This is a genomic window from Paenarthrobacter sp. NPDC089675 (assembly GCF_044749185.1).
In the GTDB taxonomy this organism is placed as follows: Bacteria; Actinomycetota; Actinomycetes; order Actinomycetales; family Micrococcaceae; genus Arthrobacter.
The window spans coordinates 68,729-86,603 of the sequence record NZ_JBIVHM010000002.1 but is presented as its reverse complement, the minus strand read 5'-3'; the positions used below and the strand labels follow the sequence as shown (position 1 = coordinate 86,603).

15 protein-coding genes are annotated in these 17,875 nt (G+C 62.0%); 10 read left to right on the top strand and 5 right to left on the bottom strand.

The window, feature by feature from the left end; translation table 11 throughout:
* The first annotated feature begins 15 nt into the window (after positions 1 to 15).
* Together ACIPY2_RS04505 and ACIPY2_RS04500 are read left to right on the top strand one after the other, a co-directional pair.
* Positions 16 to 768 carry an SDR family oxidoreductase gene (locus ACIPY2_RS04505; RefSeq protein ID WP_400265183.1) on the top strand — a complete coding sequence of 251 codons (753 nt, stop codon included), beginning with the start codon at positions 16 to 18 and terminating at the stop codon, positions 766 to 768.
* Positions 769 to 1,052: 284 nt separating this feature from the next.
* The gene (locus ACIPY2_RS04500; RefSeq protein ID WP_400265182.1) at positions 1,053 to 2,555 is read left to right on the top strand and encodes a sugar ABC transporter ATP-binding protein; all 1,503 of its coding nucleotides are present in this window, start codon (positions 1,053 to 1,055) and stop codon (positions 2,553 to 2,555) included.
* A gap of 92 nt (positions 2,556 to 2,647) precedes the next feature.
* On the opposite strand, the gene ACIPY2_RS04495 is transcribed toward ACIPY2_RS04500, so the two are convergent.
* The gene (locus ACIPY2_RS04495) at positions 2,648 to 3,235 is read right to left on the bottom strand and encodes a hypothetical protein (RefSeq protein WP_400265181.1); all 588 of its coding nucleotides are present in this window, start codon (positions 3,233 to 3,235) and stop codon (positions 2,648 to 2,650) included.
* A gap of 492 nt (positions 3,236 to 3,727) precedes the next feature.
* Positions 3,728 to 4,621 (bottom strand): phosphoserine phosphatase SerB, encoded by an 894-nt coding sequence (serB, locus tag ACIPY2_RS04490; RefSeq protein WP_400265180.1) that lies wholly within the window; start codon positions 4,619 to 4,621, stop codon positions 3,728 to 3,730.
* Between the two features lie 111 nt (positions 4,622 to 4,732).
* On the opposite strand from serB, the gene ACIPY2_RS04485 reads away from it, so the two are divergent.
* From ACIPY2_RS04485 to ACIPY2_RS04465, 5 genes are all read left to right on the top strand, one after another.
* Complete coding sequence (locus ACIPY2_RS04485) at positions 4,733 to 5,518, top strand: ABC transporter ATP-binding protein (protein WP_400265179.1); 786 nt, start codon at positions 4,733 to 4,735, stop codon at positions 5,516 to 5,518.
* 15 nt (positions 5,519 to 5,533) lie between these two features.
* On the top strand, positions 5,534 to 6,319 hold the full coding sequence (locus tag ACIPY2_RS04480; protein ID WP_400265178.1) for a sulfite exporter TauE/SafE family protein: 786 nt from the start codon (positions 5,534 to 5,536) through the stop codon (positions 6,317 to 6,319).
* Between the two features lie 6 nt (positions 6,320 to 6,325).
* Entirely contained in the window at positions 6,326 to 7,135 is an 810-nt protein-coding gene (locus tag ACIPY2_RS04475) for a TrmH family RNA methyltransferase (RefSeq protein WP_400265177.1), read from the top strand.
* Positions 7,136 to 7,272: 137 nt separating this feature from the next.
* Entirely contained in the window at positions 7,273 to 7,530 is a 258-nt protein-coding gene (locus ACIPY2_RS04470) for a type B 50S ribosomal protein L31 (protein ID WP_009358283.1), read from the top strand.
* A gap of 86 nt (positions 7,531 to 7,616) precedes the next feature.
* Positions 7,617 to 8,711, top strand: coding sequence for a biotin/lipoate A/B protein ligase family protein (locus ACIPY2_RS04465; RefSeq protein WP_400265176.1), 1,095 nt, complete (start codon positions 7,617 to 7,619; stop codon positions 8,709 to 8,711).
* 7 nt (positions 8,712 to 8,718) lie between these two features.
* Here ACIPY2_RS04465 and pepN read toward each other — a convergent pair whose 3' ends face one another.
* On the bottom strand, positions 8,719 to 11,334 hold the full coding sequence (gene pepN, locus ACIPY2_RS04460; protein WP_400265175.1) for an aminopeptidase N: 2,616 nt from the start codon (positions 11,332 to 11,334) through the stop codon (positions 8,719 to 8,721).
* Between the two features lie 111 nt (positions 11,335 to 11,445).
* Between pepN and ACIPY2_RS04455 the strand changes: the two genes are divergently transcribed.
* The 3 genes from ACIPY2_RS04455 to ACIPY2_RS04445 all read left to right on the top strand — a co-directional run bounded on the left by ACIPY2_RS04455 (position 11,446) and on the right by ACIPY2_RS04445 (position 14,841).
* The gene (locus ACIPY2_RS04455; RefSeq protein ID WP_400265174.1) at positions 11,446 to 13,002 is read left to right on the top strand and encodes a circularly permuted type 2 ATP-grasp protein; all 1,557 of its coding nucleotides are present in this window, start codon (positions 11,446 to 11,448) and stop codon (positions 13,000 to 13,002) included.
* Between the two features lie 64 nt (positions 13,003 to 13,066).
* A complete protein-coding gene (locus ACIPY2_RS04450) occupies positions 13,067 to 13,993 on the top strand; it encodes an alpha-E domain-containing protein (protein WP_400265173.1) in 927 nt (308 codons plus the stop codon).
* The gene (locus ACIPY2_RS04445; protein ID WP_400265172.1) at positions 13,990 to 14,841 is read left to right on the top strand and encodes a transglutaminase N-terminal domain-containing protein; all 852 of its coding nucleotides are present in this window, start codon (positions 13,990 to 13,992) and stop codon (positions 14,839 to 14,841) included. The genes ACIPY2_RS04450 and ACIPY2_RS04445 overlap by 4 nt, the downstream gene beginning before the upstream one ends.
* Before the next feature lie 15 nt (positions 14,842 to 14,856).
* Here ACIPY2_RS04445 and ACIPY2_RS04440 read toward each other — a convergent pair whose 3' ends face one another.
* Both ACIPY2_RS04440 and glgC read right to left on the bottom strand, forming a co-directional pair.
* On the bottom strand, positions 14,857 to 16,308 hold the full coding sequence (locus ACIPY2_RS04440) for an SDR family NAD(P)-dependent oxidoreductase (RefSeq protein ID WP_400265171.1): 1,452 nt from the start codon (positions 16,306 to 16,308) through the stop codon (positions 14,857 to 14,859).
* 66 nt (positions 16,309 to 16,374) lie between these two features.
* Entirely contained in the window at positions 16,375 to 17,781 is a 1,407-nt protein-coding gene (gene glgC, locus ACIPY2_RS04435; RefSeq protein WP_400265170.1) for a glucose-1-phosphate adenylyltransferase, read from the bottom strand.
* Positions 17,782 to 17,875 lie beyond the last annotated feature (94 nt).

Genomic DNA, 17,875 nt, shown 5'->3' with positions numbered 1-17,875 from the left:
ACAAAAGGAGTTTGAATGGGAACGCTGGATAACAAGACTGCGATCGTCACGGGGTCTTCCCGCGGCATCGGCGCCGAAGTTGCAAAGATCCTCGCAGGCGAGGGCGCCGCCGTCGTTGTCAACTACCGCCAGAAGGCGCCGCGCGCCAACAAGGTTGTGGCCGACATCCAGGCAGCGGGTGGTCGCGCCGCGGCTGTTGGTGCCGACCTCACCACCGACGAGGGCGTTCACGCCCTGGCCAGCACTGCCATGGAGGAATTCGGCTCCCTGGACATACTCGTCCTTAACGCCTCGGGCGGCATGGAAACCGGCATGGAGGAGGGGTACGCACTCAAGCTGAACCGCGACGCCCAGATCAACATGCTCAACGCCGCCGTTCCGCTGATGCCGGAAGGCTCGCGGGTGGTCTTCGTGACCAGCCACCAGGCCCACTTCGTGGAGACCGTACCCACCATGCCGGAATACGAGCCGGTCGCCAAGAGCAAGCGCGCAGGTGAAGACGCCCTGCGCGCGCTGTTGCCCGACCTCGCCAACAAAGGCATCTCGTTGGTGGTCGTATCCGGCGACATGATCGAAGGGACGGTCACGGCCACCCTCCTGGACCGCTCGAACCCCGGCGCCATCGAGGCACGCCGCGCCGAGGCGGGCAAGCTCTACTCCGTGGAAGAGTTCGCTGCCGAGGTGGCCAGGATGGTCACCGCCGACGTGGAATCCGGCCACACGGAATATGTTGGGGGAGCCGACTACTTCGGCAAGTCCGAAAAGTAGCCGACTGATCCATAAAAGGACCCGGGGTTTCAACCCGGGTCCTTTTGGTTTTTAAACGGCAGCATCACCCGAGAAGATGACAATTTCATAAATTCCCGCAGTTTTGCGTCACGAATTTGCTGTTTCTGTTTCATCCAATTTGTTTTGCATTAATTCCTTTGGTCTGGTTGACTCGGCAACGCGCCCTTTGTCCGTGGTCGTGTGCGTAGTGTGTTCCGGGCTGCGCGCAACGCCCGGACATCCTGCCCCAGCCACATACGCATATCTGCGAACTAGGAGCATTCTTGGACCTGCTATTGCACGCCGATGATCTTCGTGCGTCCTACGATCAAAGGCGCATTCTCAAGGGAGTCGGTTTTTCGCTGCACCGAGGCGAAATCCTGGGTTTGATCGGAACCAACGGCGCCGGAAAGACAACGCTCATGGCCGTCCTGGCCGGCTCCCACAAGCATGACGGCGGCCGAATGACGCTTGCCGGCGAAATCTACACGCCGGCCTCACTGGAGGAGGCCCAAGCCTGCGGAGTCGGGCTGATTCCGCAGAACTTCCGAATCGACCCCGACCTGACAATAGCCAAGGCCATCTTTCGCGGAACCTTCCAGGCTTCCAAGCCCCACGAGGAGCTCCGGGACCAAGCGGCGAAGCTGTTGCAGGACATCGGAGTCAACCTGGATCCGGATGCCAAGGTCCGAACGTTGATCCGCGCCGAACAGACCCTCGTGGAAGTCTTGAGGATGGTCGCCGAAGAGGCCCAACTGGTGATCATGGACGAGGTGGCCGCATCACTTCCGGACCACGACGTAGCCGTTCTCCACGAAGTGCTCAGGATGCTCACGAAGCAGGGCCGGGCGATCATCTACATTACGCATCGCCTGGATGAGGTTCGGTCGATCGCCCACCGTATCGCCGTGCTCCGGGACGGACGGGTCCACCGGGTTCTCGCGGCGGGACAGACCGACGTGGACGAACTCGCCTTCCTGCTGCTCCAGCAAAAACCCGAAAGCAACCCTCGCCCCACAAACTTGCCCACGGGCGATGAAGCTTTGCGTGTTGTTGGGCTGAGTGCAGGACAGGGCGTACGCGACGTCAGCTTCAGCGTTGCGAAAGGAGAGGTCTTCGGCCTGGTCGGAACACACCGTTCCGGCATCTACCCCCTCATCGGTGCCTTGGTGGGCGCCCAGCCAAGCAGCTCCGGACAGATCTTCATGCACGGAGAGCCCGTGGAGATCCGCAGCCAGCAGGACGCACAGCAATTGAGGATCGGTTACCTGTCGGAGAGCGATGACAACTTCGAAACCGGCGACACCATCGTAGATGGCCTGCAGCAACCAAATGAAGCGCCGGACGTGAGCCTGCAGGACGAGATCGTGCAGCTTCGCGGCGTGATTGAGCTCGTCAGGCGGATGCGTATCAACACCACGAACATCCACGGAACCATCACCACTCTTTCAGGCGGCGACCGCCAAAAAGTGCAGTTGGCCAAATGGATGACCACGGACTGCGACGTGCTGATCCTGAGCCATCCAAGCCGCGGCATAGACATCGGCGCCAAGGAAATCGTCTACAAGATGCTCCATGAGCTGAGTAACACCGGGGTAGCAATCATCCTCTTGTCTTCGGATTTGTCCGAGCTCGTCACCTGGTGCCATCGAATAGGCGTGATGCGGGATGGCGAAATGGTCTCCATTGAAGCCAACGCCAACACCAATGAGGACGTGCTGGTCCACCACATGCTCGGGAGTAAGTTCGGGACAGGACGGGGAGACGCGCGTCGGGCCAAGGAGTAGTGAAGTGTCCTGCAAACTGGATCCACGCCCGGTGAACGTCCAAGGGGTGGTGGCGCGTTGGCGCCACCACCCCTTCTTGCCGTTGGCTCGACTCAGATGGTGATCCCCGCGGCAAGGGTCTTCAGTTTGTGGCGTGCAAGCGCCAGGTCCGCGTAGGTTCGATCGAGGACCAAATACACGAAGAGGCCCTTGGAGCCTGCGGAATTGAGGACGTTGATCAGGTGGTATTGGCTATCCAAAGTGATCAGGATGTCCTCGATATCGCTCTCGAGGTTGAGGTCCTTCATGGTGCGGAGTTTTGCGCTGACCACGTTCGAGTTTCCCGCGGCCGCGACCCCAAGATCGAAGCCCGGGCTGCCGCCCTGTGCCAGCGCCATTCCACTGGTGTAGTCGACTACCGCGGCGCCGGTGGCACCTTCGATGGACAGCAATTGCTTGACAGCTTCATCAAGTGAGCTCATGTTTAGTTCTTCCTTTTCTGTTGTATCGCCGAAGAGATCCGCAAAGCCGGCGGAACCATGCTCCCGTGACAAAGCCGCGTCATCCGGGCCGGACATCGGGTGTTCGGCATCAAACATGGAATCAAGAATGGATGATTGTTCCTCAGCAAATTCCGGCTGATCAAGCGCATTTTCGTCGCGACGCTTCCACCATTTCCAAGTGCCTTGGGAAATACTCATTGTCATCCTTTGCACCAAAGCCACCCAGGCAGAGAAAACTTTGGGATCTACTTCCGGGGGTGGCCGGTTATCGCCCGCAAAACCTGACGTACCGGCCACTTACGATATTCAGTGGCGCGAATCCCCGGATCATGACGCGGTTTCGAACCGCTGGGATAAAGGCACGGGGGCGAACGGCTCGGTGGCATCGGTCAGCAGGGTAGCGTCATCGGGCAGTGTGTCCGGCCGCCGCAGGCCGGACACACCACCTCCGGCCCGGCGCCATGGGGTAGCAATGCCGGGTCGGGCACTACGCGCCCGCCGAACCGGCAACGAAGGTAGCCGGCCGGCTTGGGGCGCTGCATGGCGATGCGAACGATTTCGCCACGCATCTAACTGGTAGCCGTTGCAGGCATTCCGTGTTGCGGCAATGACCCTGTGCTGTTGTGATTGCGCTCACAAAATGGGGACGTCGTCAGAACCGGCGTCGGCGGGCACCGGCCTCCAGCAGGTTCAGACGTTGGCGATATGCCTTACGGCGTCGAGGTACGGCATGTTGATGGCTGCATCCGCTACGGCACGCACAGCGGGCTTCGCGTTGAATGCCACACCGATGCCGGCCGCCCCGAGCATATCGAGGTCGTTCGCGCCGTCGCCCACGGCGATGGTGTGTTCAAGGTCGATACCCTCGGCCGCGGCCCACTCCCGCAGGTACTTTTCCTTCGCGGCACGGTCGATCACCGCGCCCAGCACCTTGCCTGTCAGCGCGCCGTCGACGATTTCAAGCTCGTTGGCGATCCAATAGTCCATGCCAAGTTCCGAAGCAATCGGACCAAGGATCTGGTTGAAGCCACCTGAAACCACGGCGACGACGTGCCCTGCTGCCTTGAACGCGGCAACCAACTCTGCCGCGCCCAAGCTCAGGCGCACTTCCTCGCGCACCGAATCCACGACGGCGGCAGGCAGGCCCGCAAGTACGGCGACGCGAGCATGAAGGCTCTGGGCGAAATCAAGTTCGCCGCGCATGGCCGATTCGGTGACCGCTGCGACTTCTTCCCGCTTGCCCGCATAAGCGGCCAGCAGCTCAATCACTTCCTGCTGGATAAGCGTTGAATCAACGTCCATGATGAGCAGTTTTCGCGGGGCCCGTCGCAGGGACGACGGCACGATTGCCGTGTCCACGCCTGCAATCTCCGCGTCTGCGATGCTTCGTCGAAGGCCCGCCAGCTCATCCGCCGTTGAAGAAGGAAGATTGAGTTCGGCGATGCGGACGCCGTAGCGCTCGTCGCCCGCGTGTGATTCTGCCGACACAGCAATGCCGGCGGCTGCCAGTACACCGGTCACCTCGTCCCATGATTCGGGGGACAGATTCACGCCATAGCTGACGGCAGCCAAGTTCGAAGTCATGGCCTCAATCCTATCGAGGGAGCCCTGCGCTCCCGAATTCATTTCGCCGCACAAAACCAGGGCTACGACCGGTTATCAGTCATCTTCATTTTTGTCCTAGTGTCTACTCCTATGAGTGATGTTCTGGATTTGTCTTCCGTCAGCGTTGTCCGAGGCAAGAAGACCCTGCTGGACAAAGTGGACTGGCAAGTCAACGAAGGCGAACGCTGGGTCATCCTCGGACCCAACGGCGCCGGCAAGACCACGCTGTTGCAAGTTGCGGCCGCACGGCTCCACCCCAGCAGCGGCACTGCCGGCATCCTTGACGAGACCATGGGGCGGGTAGATGTTTTTGAACTGCGCCCGCGGATCGGCCTGTCCTCAGCAGCACTGGCTACGCAGATCCCCGAACACGAGAATGTGCTGAACGTGGTCGTTACCGCTGCCTACGGCGTCACGGGCCGCTGGCGCGAAGGCTACGAGCGTGATGACGAACGCCGCGCCTTTGCACTCCTGAACGACTGGGGGATGGGACCGCTCCTGAACCGGACCTTCGCCACTCTTTCCGAGGGCGAACGCAAGCGCGTACAGATCGCACGCGCCCTGATGACTGATCCCGAACTCCTGCTCCTGGACGAGCCGGCAGCAGGCTTGGACCTGGGCGGCCGTGAAGAGCTGGTCCACAAGCTGGGCGAGCTCGCCCAGGACGAGGACGCCCCGGCCATGGTGCTGGTGACCCACCACCTCGAAGAAGTACCGCCGGGCTTCACCCACGCCATGCTGCTGCGGGAGGGTGAAGTGGTGGCCGCAGGCCCCATCAAGGAAGTCCTTACCGACGAGCACCTCGGTGACACTTTCGGCCTTGCCCTGGACGTCACCGAAAACGCCGGCCGGTACACGGCCACCGCACGCCGATAGGGTAGACGCGTCACTGTGGAGATTATTAGCAGCATCCTGATCTTTTTTGCCGGCCTGTGGGCCGGCACCATCAACGCGGTGGTCGGCTCCGGCACCCTGGTCACGTTCCCGGTGCTGATTGCCCTGGGAGTCGTTCCTGTGGTGGCCTCCATGAGCAACGCCATGGGCCTCGTGGCGGGCACAGCAGCCGGTGCATGGGGTTATCGGCGCGAGTTGGCAGGCCGCGGCAGGCAACTGTTGAAGCTTATGCCCGCTTCACTGCTGGGCGGCATCACCGGCGCATGGCTGCTCTTGCATCTGCCCGAAAAGGTGTTCGGCTACGTTGCACCCGTACTGCTGGTGGCGGCCCTGTTGATGGTGCTGTTCCAGCCCAAGCTGCAGGCGTGGATCCGGAACCGGGAGCAGAACCCGGAACACGCACTCAAAGACAAGAGCCACGGTATCCTCCTGGTGGTCCTCATCTACCTCGCCGGAGTCTACGGCGGCTACTTTGTCGCGGCCCAGGGAATCCTTCTGGTAGGCATCCTCGGGGTGTTTATGTCAGGGACAATGCAGAACGCCAACGCGATGAAGAACATCCTGACGTTGACGGTGAACATGGTGGCCGCGGTGTCCTACCTCATCTTTGCCTTCGACCGCATCAACTGGCTGGTGGTCCTGCTGATTGCCGTCAGCTCCACCATTGGTGGACTGGTTGGCTCCAAAGTGGGCCGCAAACTCTCTCCGAAGGTCCTCCGCAGCGTCATCTTCACCCTCGGCATCGTGGCCCTCGGCTTCATGATCGCCAACCTGCTGAAGTGATGGCCAGTGGCGTTCCATTACCTTGAATCAGCCGACGACCCCCGGGTGTCCGACTACACCACACTGACGGATGTGCACCTTCGCAAGCTTCGCGAACCGGAGGAAGGCATGTACATCGCGGAGTCCAGCAGGGTCCTGCGCAGGGCTCTCGCAGCAGGGCATCAGCCACGTTCCTTCTTCCTGGCCGAGAAGTGGATCGAGGACCTCCGCGACGTCTTCGAGGCCTATCCTGAAGTCCCGGTGTTTGTGGGCAAGGCTTCCTTGCTCGAAGAAATCACCGGCTTCCACCTCCATCGCGGGGCCATGGCAGCCATGCACAGGCCTGCCCCCGTCCCCTTGGAGGAGTTGCTGGCCAATGCCCAACGGGTTGCCGTGCTCGAGGACATTGTTGACCACACGAATGTTGGCGCCATCTTCCGTTCAGCCGCGGCGCTGGGTGTTGACGCCGTACTCGTCTCGCCACGGTGCGGCGACCCCCTGTACCGTCGCAGCGTCCGCGTCAGCATGGGCACGGTGTTCCAGGTTCCTTGGGCGCGCCTGGAGAGTTGGCCGGGCGGCCTGGCAGAGCTCCAGGAGCAGGGCTTCACGGTCGCTGCGATGGAGTTGACGGATGATGCCCTGGACCTGGACGAACTGGCAGGTCGCCAGCTACCCAAATTGGCCCTGGTGCTTGGTACCGAAGGCGCGGGCATGAGCGCCGACACGCTTGCCGCCGTCGACCTCGCCGTCAAGATCCCCATGCGTCCCGGCGTCGATTCCCTCAACGTTGCCGCGGCGTCGGCTGTTGCCTTTTGGGAACTTCGTCCCCGGACTTAGCGCCGGTTCGTGGCACTGCCTGGTTTCCGGTATGATTGTTTGTTGGTCCGGACGTTGAAATAAGTTCTCCTTCCAAGGACCACTCCATTCATACCTGGCAGCTGGCAAAATCCAGTTGCGCGAACAAAGGTCCAATTATGAAGTCTGATATCCACCCGAAGTACGAAGCTGTTGTCTTCAACGACCTCGCTTCCGGCGTCAAGTTCCTGACCAAGTCCACCGTGTCTTCTTCCAAGACCATCGAGTGGGAAGACGGCAACACCTACCCGGTCATCGACGTCGAAATCTCCTCGGAGTCGCACCCGTTCTACACGGGCAAGCAGCGCATCATGGACTCCGCCGGCCGCGTCGAGCGCTTCAACGCCCGCTTCAAGGGCTTCGGCGGCAAGAAGTAACCACTTCGTCCCCAAGTCTTTTCGAAGGCCCGCATCACCGGTTTCCGGCGATGCGGGCCTTTGCGTTTTCCGGCAAGATGGGAACCATGACTTCCCACCCCGCCCAGGAAACATACGACGACGGCACGCGCCTCCACGGCGAATACAAAGTCCCCGGCGGCAAACTCGTGGTGGTTGACCTGGAAGTCGCCGGAGGAAAGTTCACCAACGTATCGGTAAGCGGCGACTTCTTCCTGGAGCCTGACGAGGCCCTCTTGGACATCAACGCAGCCCTGACGGGTTTGGACGCAGCTACGGGGGCACCGGACCTTGCTGCCGCAATCACCGCCCGCCTTCCCAAGGATGCGGTCCTGTTCGGGTTCTCCGCGGAGGCCGTCGCTGTAGCTGTCAGGCGTGCGCTCTCCAGGGCGACCGGCTGGGCCGACCACCAATGGGACGTCATTCCGCCGTCGGTGCTGCCAACCAGGGTGAACGTTGCCCTGGATGAGGTCCTCACCGAGGAAGTCGGTGCCGGACGCAGGAACCCTACCTTGAGGTTCTGGGACTGGGAAGAACCTTCCGTGGTGATCGGCAGCTTCCAGTCGGTCCGCAACGAGGTGGATCCGGAGGGTGTTGCCAGGCACGGCGTCACCGTGGTCCGGCGGATCAGCGGCGGGGGAGCAATGTTCATGGAGGCAGGCAACTGCATCACGTACTCCCTGTATCTGCCCCAGACCTTGGTGGATGGAATCAGCTTTGCCGACTCCTATGCCTTCCTTGATTCATGGGTCATGGCGGCGTTGGAAAAACTTGGCATCTCAGCGTTCTACGTACCGCTGAACGACATCGCCACGGACCAGGGCAAGATCGGGGGAGCCGCCCAGAAGCGCCTGGCCAACGGCGGCATGCTGCACCACGTCACCATGAGCTATGACATCGACGCCGACAAGATGGTTGAGGTGTTGCGCATCGGCAAGGAAAAACTCTCGGACAAGGGTACGCGCAGCGCCAAGAAGCGCGTTGACCCCTTGCGGAGACAGACCGGACTGAGCCGGGCAGCAATCATCACGGCCATGCAGGACGTCTTTGCGGAACGCTATGGCGCTACCGTCTCGGAACTGACTGCCGAAGAACTGGAAGAAGCCGGAAAGCGGGTCGGATCAAAGTTCGGCACGGACGAATGGCTCAACCGGGTCCCATAGCCGCCAATCAGAGCTGATTGCTGCCCGCAGCCTGCGCCGACAACGCCCGGAACAAGTGGCTGCGCTGCTCGACGACAATGCGGCGCAAGGCCCGTGGCGCCTCCGCGTGCTCGTTGAGCCATCGATCGGTCCGGACAAGCACCGGGTGGTCAAGCGGAGCGGTCCCCTCCGGCAGATCCTGCGCAGCCGGGAACAGCCCCCGAACGATCCTTCCGGCGATCTCGATGGAACGATCCTCCCAGACCTTTTCCAGGCTCTCGAAATACGGTTCGATGTATGGTTCCAGGAGGGCAGGGGAAGCTGTCATGAATCCGGCGATCGTTGCGCTGAGGATCTCATTGGACAGGCCGAACCCAAGGACGGCTGACTTCCAGGCGGAGGACTTCACCTCCGCATCCGGCCGGGCGGCCATGGCAAGGGCGTGTGCCGCGGCGCCGGACGCCGTGTTGTCCTTTGCCAGCTCGGCATCCAGTTCCGCTTGGGAGGCCTGCCCGTGCGCTGCCAGTGCCTGCAAGAGGCTCCAGCGGAGCTCGGCATCCACGGACAAGCCCTCCACCACCGCGCTTCCGTCCAGGAGCGCCCTGACCAAGTGCAGGTGGTTGCCACCGCTTCGCGAGACGTCGGCGAGGGTACGGGCCCAAGCCAACTGCTGGTCTGATCCTGGCCCGGTTGAGGACAATTGGCCCGCCGCCACCTCTAGGAACGTGGAGCGCACCGTTTCCCGGGTTGCCGCCGGAACGTAGCGCTCAATGGCATATGCGGCATTCGCCAGGACGTTTAGGAGCACCCCGATACCGGTCTCGGCCGGAGCAAATCGCTCCACGGCGGCGACATACTTGGTGGCCGGCGAGACTGCATCGCGTGCGGAGTCCCATAACGCCGTCCAGCACAAAGCCCGTGCCATCGGATCCTGGATCCTGTCCAAGGAAGTCCGTACGGTCTGCTCGGACACCGCGTCGAGCCGTACTTTTGCGTAGCTGAGGTCGTCGTCGTTGACGAGGAGGAGGGCCGGGCGGCGCTGTCCGGCGAGTTCCCCTACCAAGGTCCTTGGCCCGGCAACATCCACCTCAACACTTTCCCGGCGACTCAAGTTGCCTTCATCATCGGGGTCGTACAAGCCCAGCCTCAGCCGATGTGGCCGCAGCTCCTGGTCGCCCGAAAGCGGATCCACGGCATCCTGCTGAAGGATAACCGCGCCCATGACGCCGTCATCCTCGGCGATCTCGGCGCTGATGGTTGAAATGCCTGAGGTCTGCAGCCATCGCCCGGCCCAAGCTGTGAGGTCGCGGCCCGAAGCGGCGCTGAGTGCCTCCAGGAGGTCCTGCAGGGTGGTGTTTCCGAACGCATTGTCCCGGAAGTACCGGCGGGAGCCCGCAATGAAGGCATCGAAGCCGACATAGGCCACGAGTTGCTTGAGTACGGACGCGCCTTTGGCATACGTGATGCCGTCGAAGTTCTGCTTCGCCGCTTCAAGGTCGGGGATGTCGGCAACGATGGGGTGCGTGGTCGGAAGCTGGTCCTGGACGTAGGCCCATGCCTTCCGCTTGTTGGCGAAGTTCACCCAGGCTGTGTCCCAGTCGGTGGCTCGGTCAACTCCCAACGTGCCCATGTAATCGGCGAAGGATTCCTTCAACCAAAGGTCGTCCCACCAGGTCATGGTCACGAGATCACCGAACCACATGTGTGCCATCTCGTGCATGAGGGTATTGGCGCGGGCCTGGTACTGCGCTTCGGTGGCCCGGGACGCGTAAATGTACTTTTCCGTGAAGGTGACCAAACCCGGGTTCTCCATGGCTCCGAGGTTGTACTCGGGCACGAACGCCTGGCTGTACTTCCCCCATGGATACGGGTAGTCGAACAGCTGGTTAAAGAAGTCGAGTCCGCTCTTGGTGAGCTTGAACAACTCGTCCGTATCGAAGGACCCGGACAATGATGCGCGGCAGTAGAGTGCCAGCGGTACTTCAAGCCGCGTACCGTCGTCGAGCGTTGCTGCCCAGTGGTCAACCGCCTTGAAGTATGGTCCGGCCAGGACCGTGGTGATGTAGGTGGACATCCGCTTTGTTGCGGCAAAGTCCCACAACTGTGCCGAGGAGTCATCGATGAGGGGTGTGCAAGCGGTCTCTGCTTCGTTGGAGGCGACTTCCCAGCCGACGGGCGCGATGACATGGAAGGTGAAGCCGGCTTTGAGGTCCGGCTGTTCGAAGTTTGCGAAGACGCGCCGGCTGTCTGCCGGTTCGTACTGTGTGTAGAGGTAGCACTGGCCGTCAGCGGGATCCACGAAACGGTGCATGCCTTCCCCGGACCTGCTGTACAGGGCTGTCCCGCTGACGGTGACGGCATTTTCCGCCTCGAGGTCCGCCAGTTTGATTCTGTCCTGGTCCACCACGGAACCGACATCCAGGGCGCGGCCGTTCAGGACAACGGACTGGACACCGGCACCAATAAAGTCCAGGAAGGTGGCAGCACCGGGCTCGGCCGAGAAGTTGATGGTACTGGTACTCGGATATCCGGCGACGGCGGGATCTGCCGCGTCGCGGACATCGAGGGTGACGTCATAGCTGTGGGTGGTGATCAGGGCTGAACGGGCTGCGGCTTCATCGCGTGACAGATTGTGATTGGACACACAGCCATCTAATCACGATCCCGGACATCGACTGCCCGGGGCACCCGCCGGAAACCGCGACACAATGAGGCCGAAATGCGCTGGACCCAAAAAGGTGATTGTCTATTTCCCATGTCTGACCTCTTCCAGGATTACTCCGAGGCCGCCGCACGCAGCGGAGCCTACGACGAGATGTTTACCAGCGACCACATTGCCAGAAGGTCGTACGGCCAGGTTGCAGGTGCACTCCAGGAGCTTTCCTTGGCGGACGTCACCGCGCGGGCCGACTCGATGGCCCGCAGCTTCCTCGACCGTGGCGTCACGTTCGATTACGCGGGGGAGGAGCGGCCGTTCCCCCTGGACATCGTTCCCCGCGTCATTCCCGCCGACGAGTGGGACGTCCTGGAACGTGGCGTCGCACAGCGCGTGAAGGCCCTTGAAGCGTTCCTCAACGATGTATATGGACGAATGGCCGTGGTGGCGGACGGTGTGATCCCGCGCCAGCTGGTGACCACAAGTGCACACTTCCACAGGGCCGTGCACGGCTTCGAGCCATCCGGCGGAGTCCGTGTGCACGTCTCCGGCATCGACGTGGTCCGCGACGCAGCCGGTACATTCAGGGTCCTTGAGGACAACGTCCGTGTTCCCTCCGGCGTGAGCTACGTCCTGGAGAACCGCCAGGCAATGGCCAAAGGCCTGCCGGAGGCGTTCGGCCAGCAGAACATCCGTCCCGTGGAGGAGTATCCTCGCCGACTCCTCTCGGCCCTCCGCAAGACCGCTCCCGCCGGAGTGGACGATCCCACCGTGGTGGTCCTGACGCCTGGCGTCTTCAACAGCGCGTACTTTGAGCACACACTGCTGGCTGGTTTGATGGGTGTTGAGCTCGTGGAAGGCCGCGACCTCATCTGCCGCGGAAACCGCGTGTACATGCGCACCACGGCCGGAGAGCAGCGGGTGGACGTCATCTACAAGCGCATCGATGACGACTTCCTTGATCCGCTGCAGTTCCGCTCGGATTCGATGCTGGGCTGCCCGGGCCTGGTCAACGCAGCGCGTGCCGGCGGAGTCACGATCGCCAATGCCGTAGGCAACGGCGTAGCCGACGACAAGCTCGTGTACAGTTACGTCCCTGACCTGATCCGCTACTACCTTCACGAAGAGCCGATCATCGCCAATGTCGACACTTTCCGGCTCGAGGAAAAGGAAGCCAGGGAACATGTTCTGGACCGCCTTGAGGAACTGGTGGTCAAGCCCGTGGATGGTTCCGGCGGCAAGGGCTTGGTGATCGGCCCGGATGCTTCAAAGGATGAGCTTGATGCTTTGCGCAAGCGGGTGATTGCGGACCCGCGTGGCTGGATCGCCCAGCCCGTGCTGCAGCTTTCCACGGTGCCAACCTTGTCCGGGGACAAGTTCGGGCCGCGGCACGTGGACTTGCGCCCCTTCGCAGTGAACGACGGCGACGACGTATGGGTCCTGCCCGGCGGACTCACCCGCGTGGCCCTTAAGGAAGGCTCCCTGATCGTGAACTCAAGCCAGGGCGGCGGTTCGAAGGACACCTGGGTCCTGGCCAATTCGCCCCAGATGCCGGCTGAGTTCCTTCCGCGGGAATCAGTCACCGTCCGTGAACAGGTCTCCGTGTGGCCCGTTGAGAGCAACTGGCGGGACCGCCAGACGGAACAACAGCAGTGAGACATACCTTGCCGCCACAGACCCTCGAACTTCTGCCTGCACCATGCGAAGGAGGCGCAGTCCCATGCTGAGCCGTATTGCCGAATCACTCTTCTGGATTGGCCGCTACGTAGAACGCGCCGATGGCACCGCAAGGATCCTGGACGTCCACCTTGAACGGTTGAACCATCTGCCGTTGGACGAGCAGCGCGCGGTTGCCCGGGACCTGTTGGCGGTCATGGGCGCCAAGCCGCAAAACGAAGACTTCGGCCTCCCGGAACTGCTCCTCAGCCTCGCCTACGACAAACAAAGCGCTTCCTCGATTGCAGGCTCCCTGGGTGCCGCCCGCGAGAACGCCCGCAGGGCACGCGAAACCGTCTCACAGTCGTTATGGGAAAGCCTCAATACCACCTACTACGGGCTGAACCAGCACCGTAAGGACGTTGTGGGCACATACCGCTTCTGCAACTGGGTCCTCGAACGGACCGCCATGGTCCGCGGCCTCGCGGACACCACAGTGAGCCACGACGAGAGCTGGCTGTTCATGGTCCTGGGCAGGTCCCTGGAACGCGCGGACATGACCGCCCGCATGCTGTCCACCCGGGACGTTCAGTCCGCAGGGATGTCATGGGTGAACATGCTGCGTTGCGCCGGCGCCTACGAGTCTTTTATCCGGACGCGCAGGGCTGCCTTTGGTGACCAGCACGCGGCCGAATTCCTCTTGCTGGACCGGTTGTTCCCGCGTTCCATCGTCTACGCGCTCCGTGATGCGGATGAATGCCTCGCAAAGCTGGACCCGTCCGCCCAGCGTGTCGGTTTCATCAACGACGCCCGGCGGATCGTCGGGCAGGCCCGGACCTTCCTCGAGTTCCACCGTACCGATGACCTGATGTCCGAACTGCCCGAGCACATGGAGCGCGTGCAGAAGGCAGTGACGCAGGCTTCGGACGCGATTTCCCGTAAGTACTTCAATCAGGCTGATGAGCATGCCTGGGTGGGAGAAGTTTCATGACCCGGCTGAGCATCGTCCACAAGACGGCCTACAAATACAACCGCCGCGTGACGCTGAGCTACAACGAGGCCAGGATGACCCCCCTGACCGACGGCCAGCAGGTGGTGCTGGAGTCCTCGCTCAAGGTTTCACCGAGCCAGGCCTCCGTCAGCACGTACCGTGACTACTGGGGAACCCGGGTGACCGCGTTCGACATGCAGATGCCGCATGAAAACCTCGAGGTCCTCGCTACGGCCACGGTTGAGGTGCACCGGACCGAGCGGGTGGCAAACGAGGACGACATTGTTAACTGGGATGTCATCCGCTCGGCAAAGATCCAGGACGAATTCAGCGACTGGTTGCCCCAGTCGCGCCTCAGCGGTCCCGGAGAAGAAGTCCTGGGCATCATTCCGGGCGTCGTGGACGGCAAGAACCCCCACGAGGCCGCTTTGGCGGTCTTCGCCTGGATGGCCGGGGAAATGACCTACATGAAGGGGACCACAGGGGTTACCACCAACGCCGAACAGGCCTGGAGCCAGCGGCAAGGGGTTTGCCAGGACCTTGCCCACCTTGCCATTGGCGCCCTCCGCAGCTCGGGTATCCCGGCTCGTTACGTCTCCGGCTACATCCACCCGCGTTCGTCTGCTGACATCGGCGAAACCGTGGCCGGGCAGTCCCATGCCTGGCTGGAATGGTGGGACGGTGAATGGCGGAGTTGGGATCCAACCAACCACAAGCCGGCCGGTGACTACCATGTGACGGTTGCCAAGGGCCGGGACTACCGGGATGTGCCGCCGCTGAAGGGCATCCTCTCCGGCGGCGGCGGTTCCGGTTTGGCCGTGTCAGTGGAGATCACGCGCCTGGCGTAAAACCCCGGCAGGGGTCTACCAGGGCGAGGGCTTGTAATCCTTGAGGAATACTCCGTATTGGTCCTCGCCCTGCTCGCCCATCACGATCGGGTCGTAGACGCGGGCCGCACCATCCACGAGGTCCAAGGGAGCGTGGAAGCCCTCCTCCATGAGGCGGACCTTGGTGTAGTGCGGACGCTCGTCCGTGATCCACCCCGTGTCCACGGCAGTCATCAGGATGCCGTCGGAGTCAAGCATTTCCTGGGCACTGGTCCTGGTCATCATGTTGAGCGCCGCTTTGGCCATGTTCGTGTGAGGATGGCCGGGGCCCTTGTAGGCGCGCGAGAACTGGCCTTCCATCGCGGAGACGTTCACGATGTATTTGCGTCGGGCGGTGGACCGCTTCATGGCGTTCCGGAGCCGGCTCACCAGGAGGAACGGCGCTGTGACATTGCACAACTGCACCTCGAGCATCTCCAATGGATCCACTTCGTCCACTACCTGCGTCCAACTGTTGATCGTGGCGAGATCGGGGACAAGGCCGCCGGCGTCGATTGCCGTGCCGGACTCGATCCGTTCCAGTGATGCCGATCCCGTGGACAATGCCAGGGAGGTAATCGCATCTCCGGCAAGGACCGGGTGTTCCGTTACGCTGCTTGCCAGGGCCAGCGGATGCTTGTCATGGGCATGGCCGAACGTCACCAGTTCCGGACCGCCGTTGGCTGCGTCCAGCGCCGCCGGCAAGGGCTCGTCCTCGGCGTCAACAAGTGGCTTATAGGCATTTCCGGACCGGCGGACGGTCTGTGCGGCGTTGTTGATGATGATGTCCAACGGGCCGGCCTCGTCCAAGGAGTCCGTGAGGGCCATGACCTGTGCCGGGTCCCGCAGGTCGATTCCGACGATCTTGAGCCGGTGCAACCACTCCGCGCTGTCCTCCATGGCAGCGAAGCGGCGGGCGGCATCCTTTGGAAAGCGCGTGGTGATTGTTGTGTGGGCACCGTCGCGAAGCAGTCGCAGTGCGATGTACATGCCGATCTTGGCACGCCCGCCCGTCAGCAAGGCCCTTCGCCCGGTCAAGTCTGTACGGGCATCGCGCTTGCCGTGGCTGAACGCTGCGCATTCCGGGCAGAGCTGGTGGTAGAAGGCGTCCACCTGCGTGTAGTGCTGCTTGCAGATGTAGCAAGGGCGCGAACGGATCAGGTGTCCGGCAATCTCGCCTGTGGCCGACGTCGCGAGCTTGTTGCCGCGGGTTTCGTCGTCGATGCGGTCCGGAGCCGCAGTAGCCGTCAGGGCAATGACGGCACGATCGGCCTCTGCGATTTGGTCACGCTTGGTAACGCGGCGGTGCCGTTTGACGGCCTTGAACATCTTGCCCGTGGCGCGGCGCACCGCGACGTAATCCGGGTGCTCCTCGTCATAGGCATGGATGGTGGTTAAAACCTTGAGGCAGGCCTGGATCTCCTCAGGCGTCAGGTCGGTGGAGCTCATTGACCTGATTTTACAGCCTTGGGACCTTGCGGCCTGCCTCTGGTTATGGCGTCGCGGGTGCGTGGGCTAGCGTGTTGCCCCCTGTGAAGCGGCATCCACCACTCGGGCCTGGATGCCGGCGGCAACCTTCTCCGCCGAATCCCTGATCTCCGGGTCATCCTGGGTCGCGGCTTTCAGTGCCTGGGGCAAACTGCCCCGGAAATTCGCGGAAAGCGCCAGTTCGGCCTCGTCCGGGTCAGGGACAACCTGGCCCTTGGCCAATACAGTGATGCCGGATTCCGTCACCTTGAATCCACGGGCTTTATCCAAGGCGGGGTCAAGGCCGATGGCAGCCCCTGCGGGAACCTTGACATTTTTGTCCACGATGGCCCGCTTGATCACAGCGCCTTCACCGACGCGCACCTTGTCCATAAGGACTGAGTCCTGGATACGGCTGCCGGCTTCCACAAAGACGTCGTTCGCCAGCACGGAACCCTCGACGATACCGCCGGAGATGACTACGCCGCTGGCCACGATGGAGTCGAGGGCCGTACCGACCGTGCTGTTTCCGCCGCGGACAAACTTTGCGGGCGGGGAGATGCTCTGGCGGGTGTAGATCGGCCACTCGGAGTTGTAGAGGTTGAAGACCGGCACTGGGGAGATCAGGTCCATGTGGGCGTCGAAGAATGAGTCGATGGTACCGACGTCGCGCCAGTAGGTACGGTCCCGCTCCGTGGCGCCGGGAATGTCGTTGAGCGTGAAGTCATAGACTCCCGCTTCGCCTTCGTCCACGAAGTAGGGGATGATGTCGCCGCCCATGTCGTGCTTGGTGTCGAGCCGCTCGGCGTCCACATGCAAAGCTTCCACCAGTGCGTCGGCGTTGAAGACGTAGTTGCCCATGGAGGCGAGGAACTGGTTGGGATCGGCGGCCAGGCCTGGAGTGCTGGCCGGCTTCTCAACGAAGGCCGCGATCTTCTGGGGATCGTTCTGGTCCACCTCGATGACGCCGAACTGGTTGGCCATGTTCAACGGCTGCCTGACCGCTGCAACAGTTGCCTTTGCGCCGCTGGCGATGTGCTGTTCCACCATTTGGGAGAAATCCATGCGGTAAACGTGGTCCGCACCGACCACCACCACGATGTCCGGAGCGTCGTCATGGATAAGGTTCAAGGACTGGTAGATGGCGTTGGCGCTGCCGAGGAACCAGCTCTTGCCTACGCGTTGCTGGGCGGGAACGGAGGCCACATAGCGGCCCAGCTGTGTGGACATCCGCCAAGTCTCGGAGATATGGCGGTCAAGGCTATGCGATTTGTACTGGGTAAGCACAACAATTCGCAAATATCCCGAATTGACCAGATTCGATAGTGCAAAGTCAATGAGCCGGTATCCGCCGGCAAACGGTACAGCCGGCTTGGCACGATCCGCCGTCAACGGCATCAGGCGGTTGCCTTCCCCGCCTGCCAGCACGATTGCCAATACTTTCTTCAACGCCATGGTTACAGCTCCCCGTACGTCTTCGTAGCCCCCAAAAGTCCGATTTTCCGGACTCTTTCACACTAGAACACATACGCCGGAACGACTACGTTGG

Coding starts and splice junctions, on each gene's coding strand:
- ACIPY2_RS04505 (WP_400265183.1), top strand. CDS start 16: ATGGGAACGCTGGATAACAAGACTGCGATCGTCACGGGGTCTTCCCGC.
- ACIPY2_RS04495 (WP_400265181.1), bottom strand. CDS start 3,235: ATGAGTATTTCCCAAGGCACTTGGAAATGGTGGAAGCGTCGCGACGAA.
- serB (WP_400265180.1), bottom strand. CDS start 4,621: ATGACTTCGAACTTGGCTGCCGTCAGCTATGGCGTGAATCTGTCCCCC.
- ACIPY2_RS04485 (WP_400265179.1), top strand. CDS start 4,733: ATGAGTGATGTTCTGGATTTGTCTTCCGTCAGCGTTGTCCGAGGCAAG.
- ACIPY2_RS04470 (WP_009358283.1), top strand. CDS start 7,273: ATGAAGTCTGATATCCACCCGAAGTACGAAGCTGTTGTCTTCAACGAC.
- ACIPY2_RS04465 (WP_400265176.1), top strand. CDS start 7,617: ATGACTTCCCACCCCGCCCAGGAAACATACGACGACGGCACGCGCCTC.
- ACIPY2_RS04455 (WP_400265174.1), top strand. CDS start 11,446: ATGTCTGACCTCTTCCAGGATTACTCCGAGGCCGCCGCACGCAGCGGA.
- ACIPY2_RS04450 (WP_400265173.1), top strand. CDS start 13,067: ATGCTGAGCCGTATTGCCGAATCACTCTTCTGGATTGGCCGCTACGTA.
- ACIPY2_RS04445 (WP_400265172.1), top strand. CDS start 13,990: ATGACCCGGCTGAGCATCGTCCACAAGACGGCCTACAAATACAACCGC.
- ACIPY2_RS04440 (WP_400265171.1), bottom strand. CDS start 16,308: ATGAGCTCCACCGACCTGACGCCTGAGGAGATCCAGGCCTGCCTCAAG.
- glgC (WP_400265170.1), bottom strand. CDS start 17,781: ATGGCGTTGAAGAAAGTATTGGCAATCGTGCTGGCAGGCGGGGAAGGC.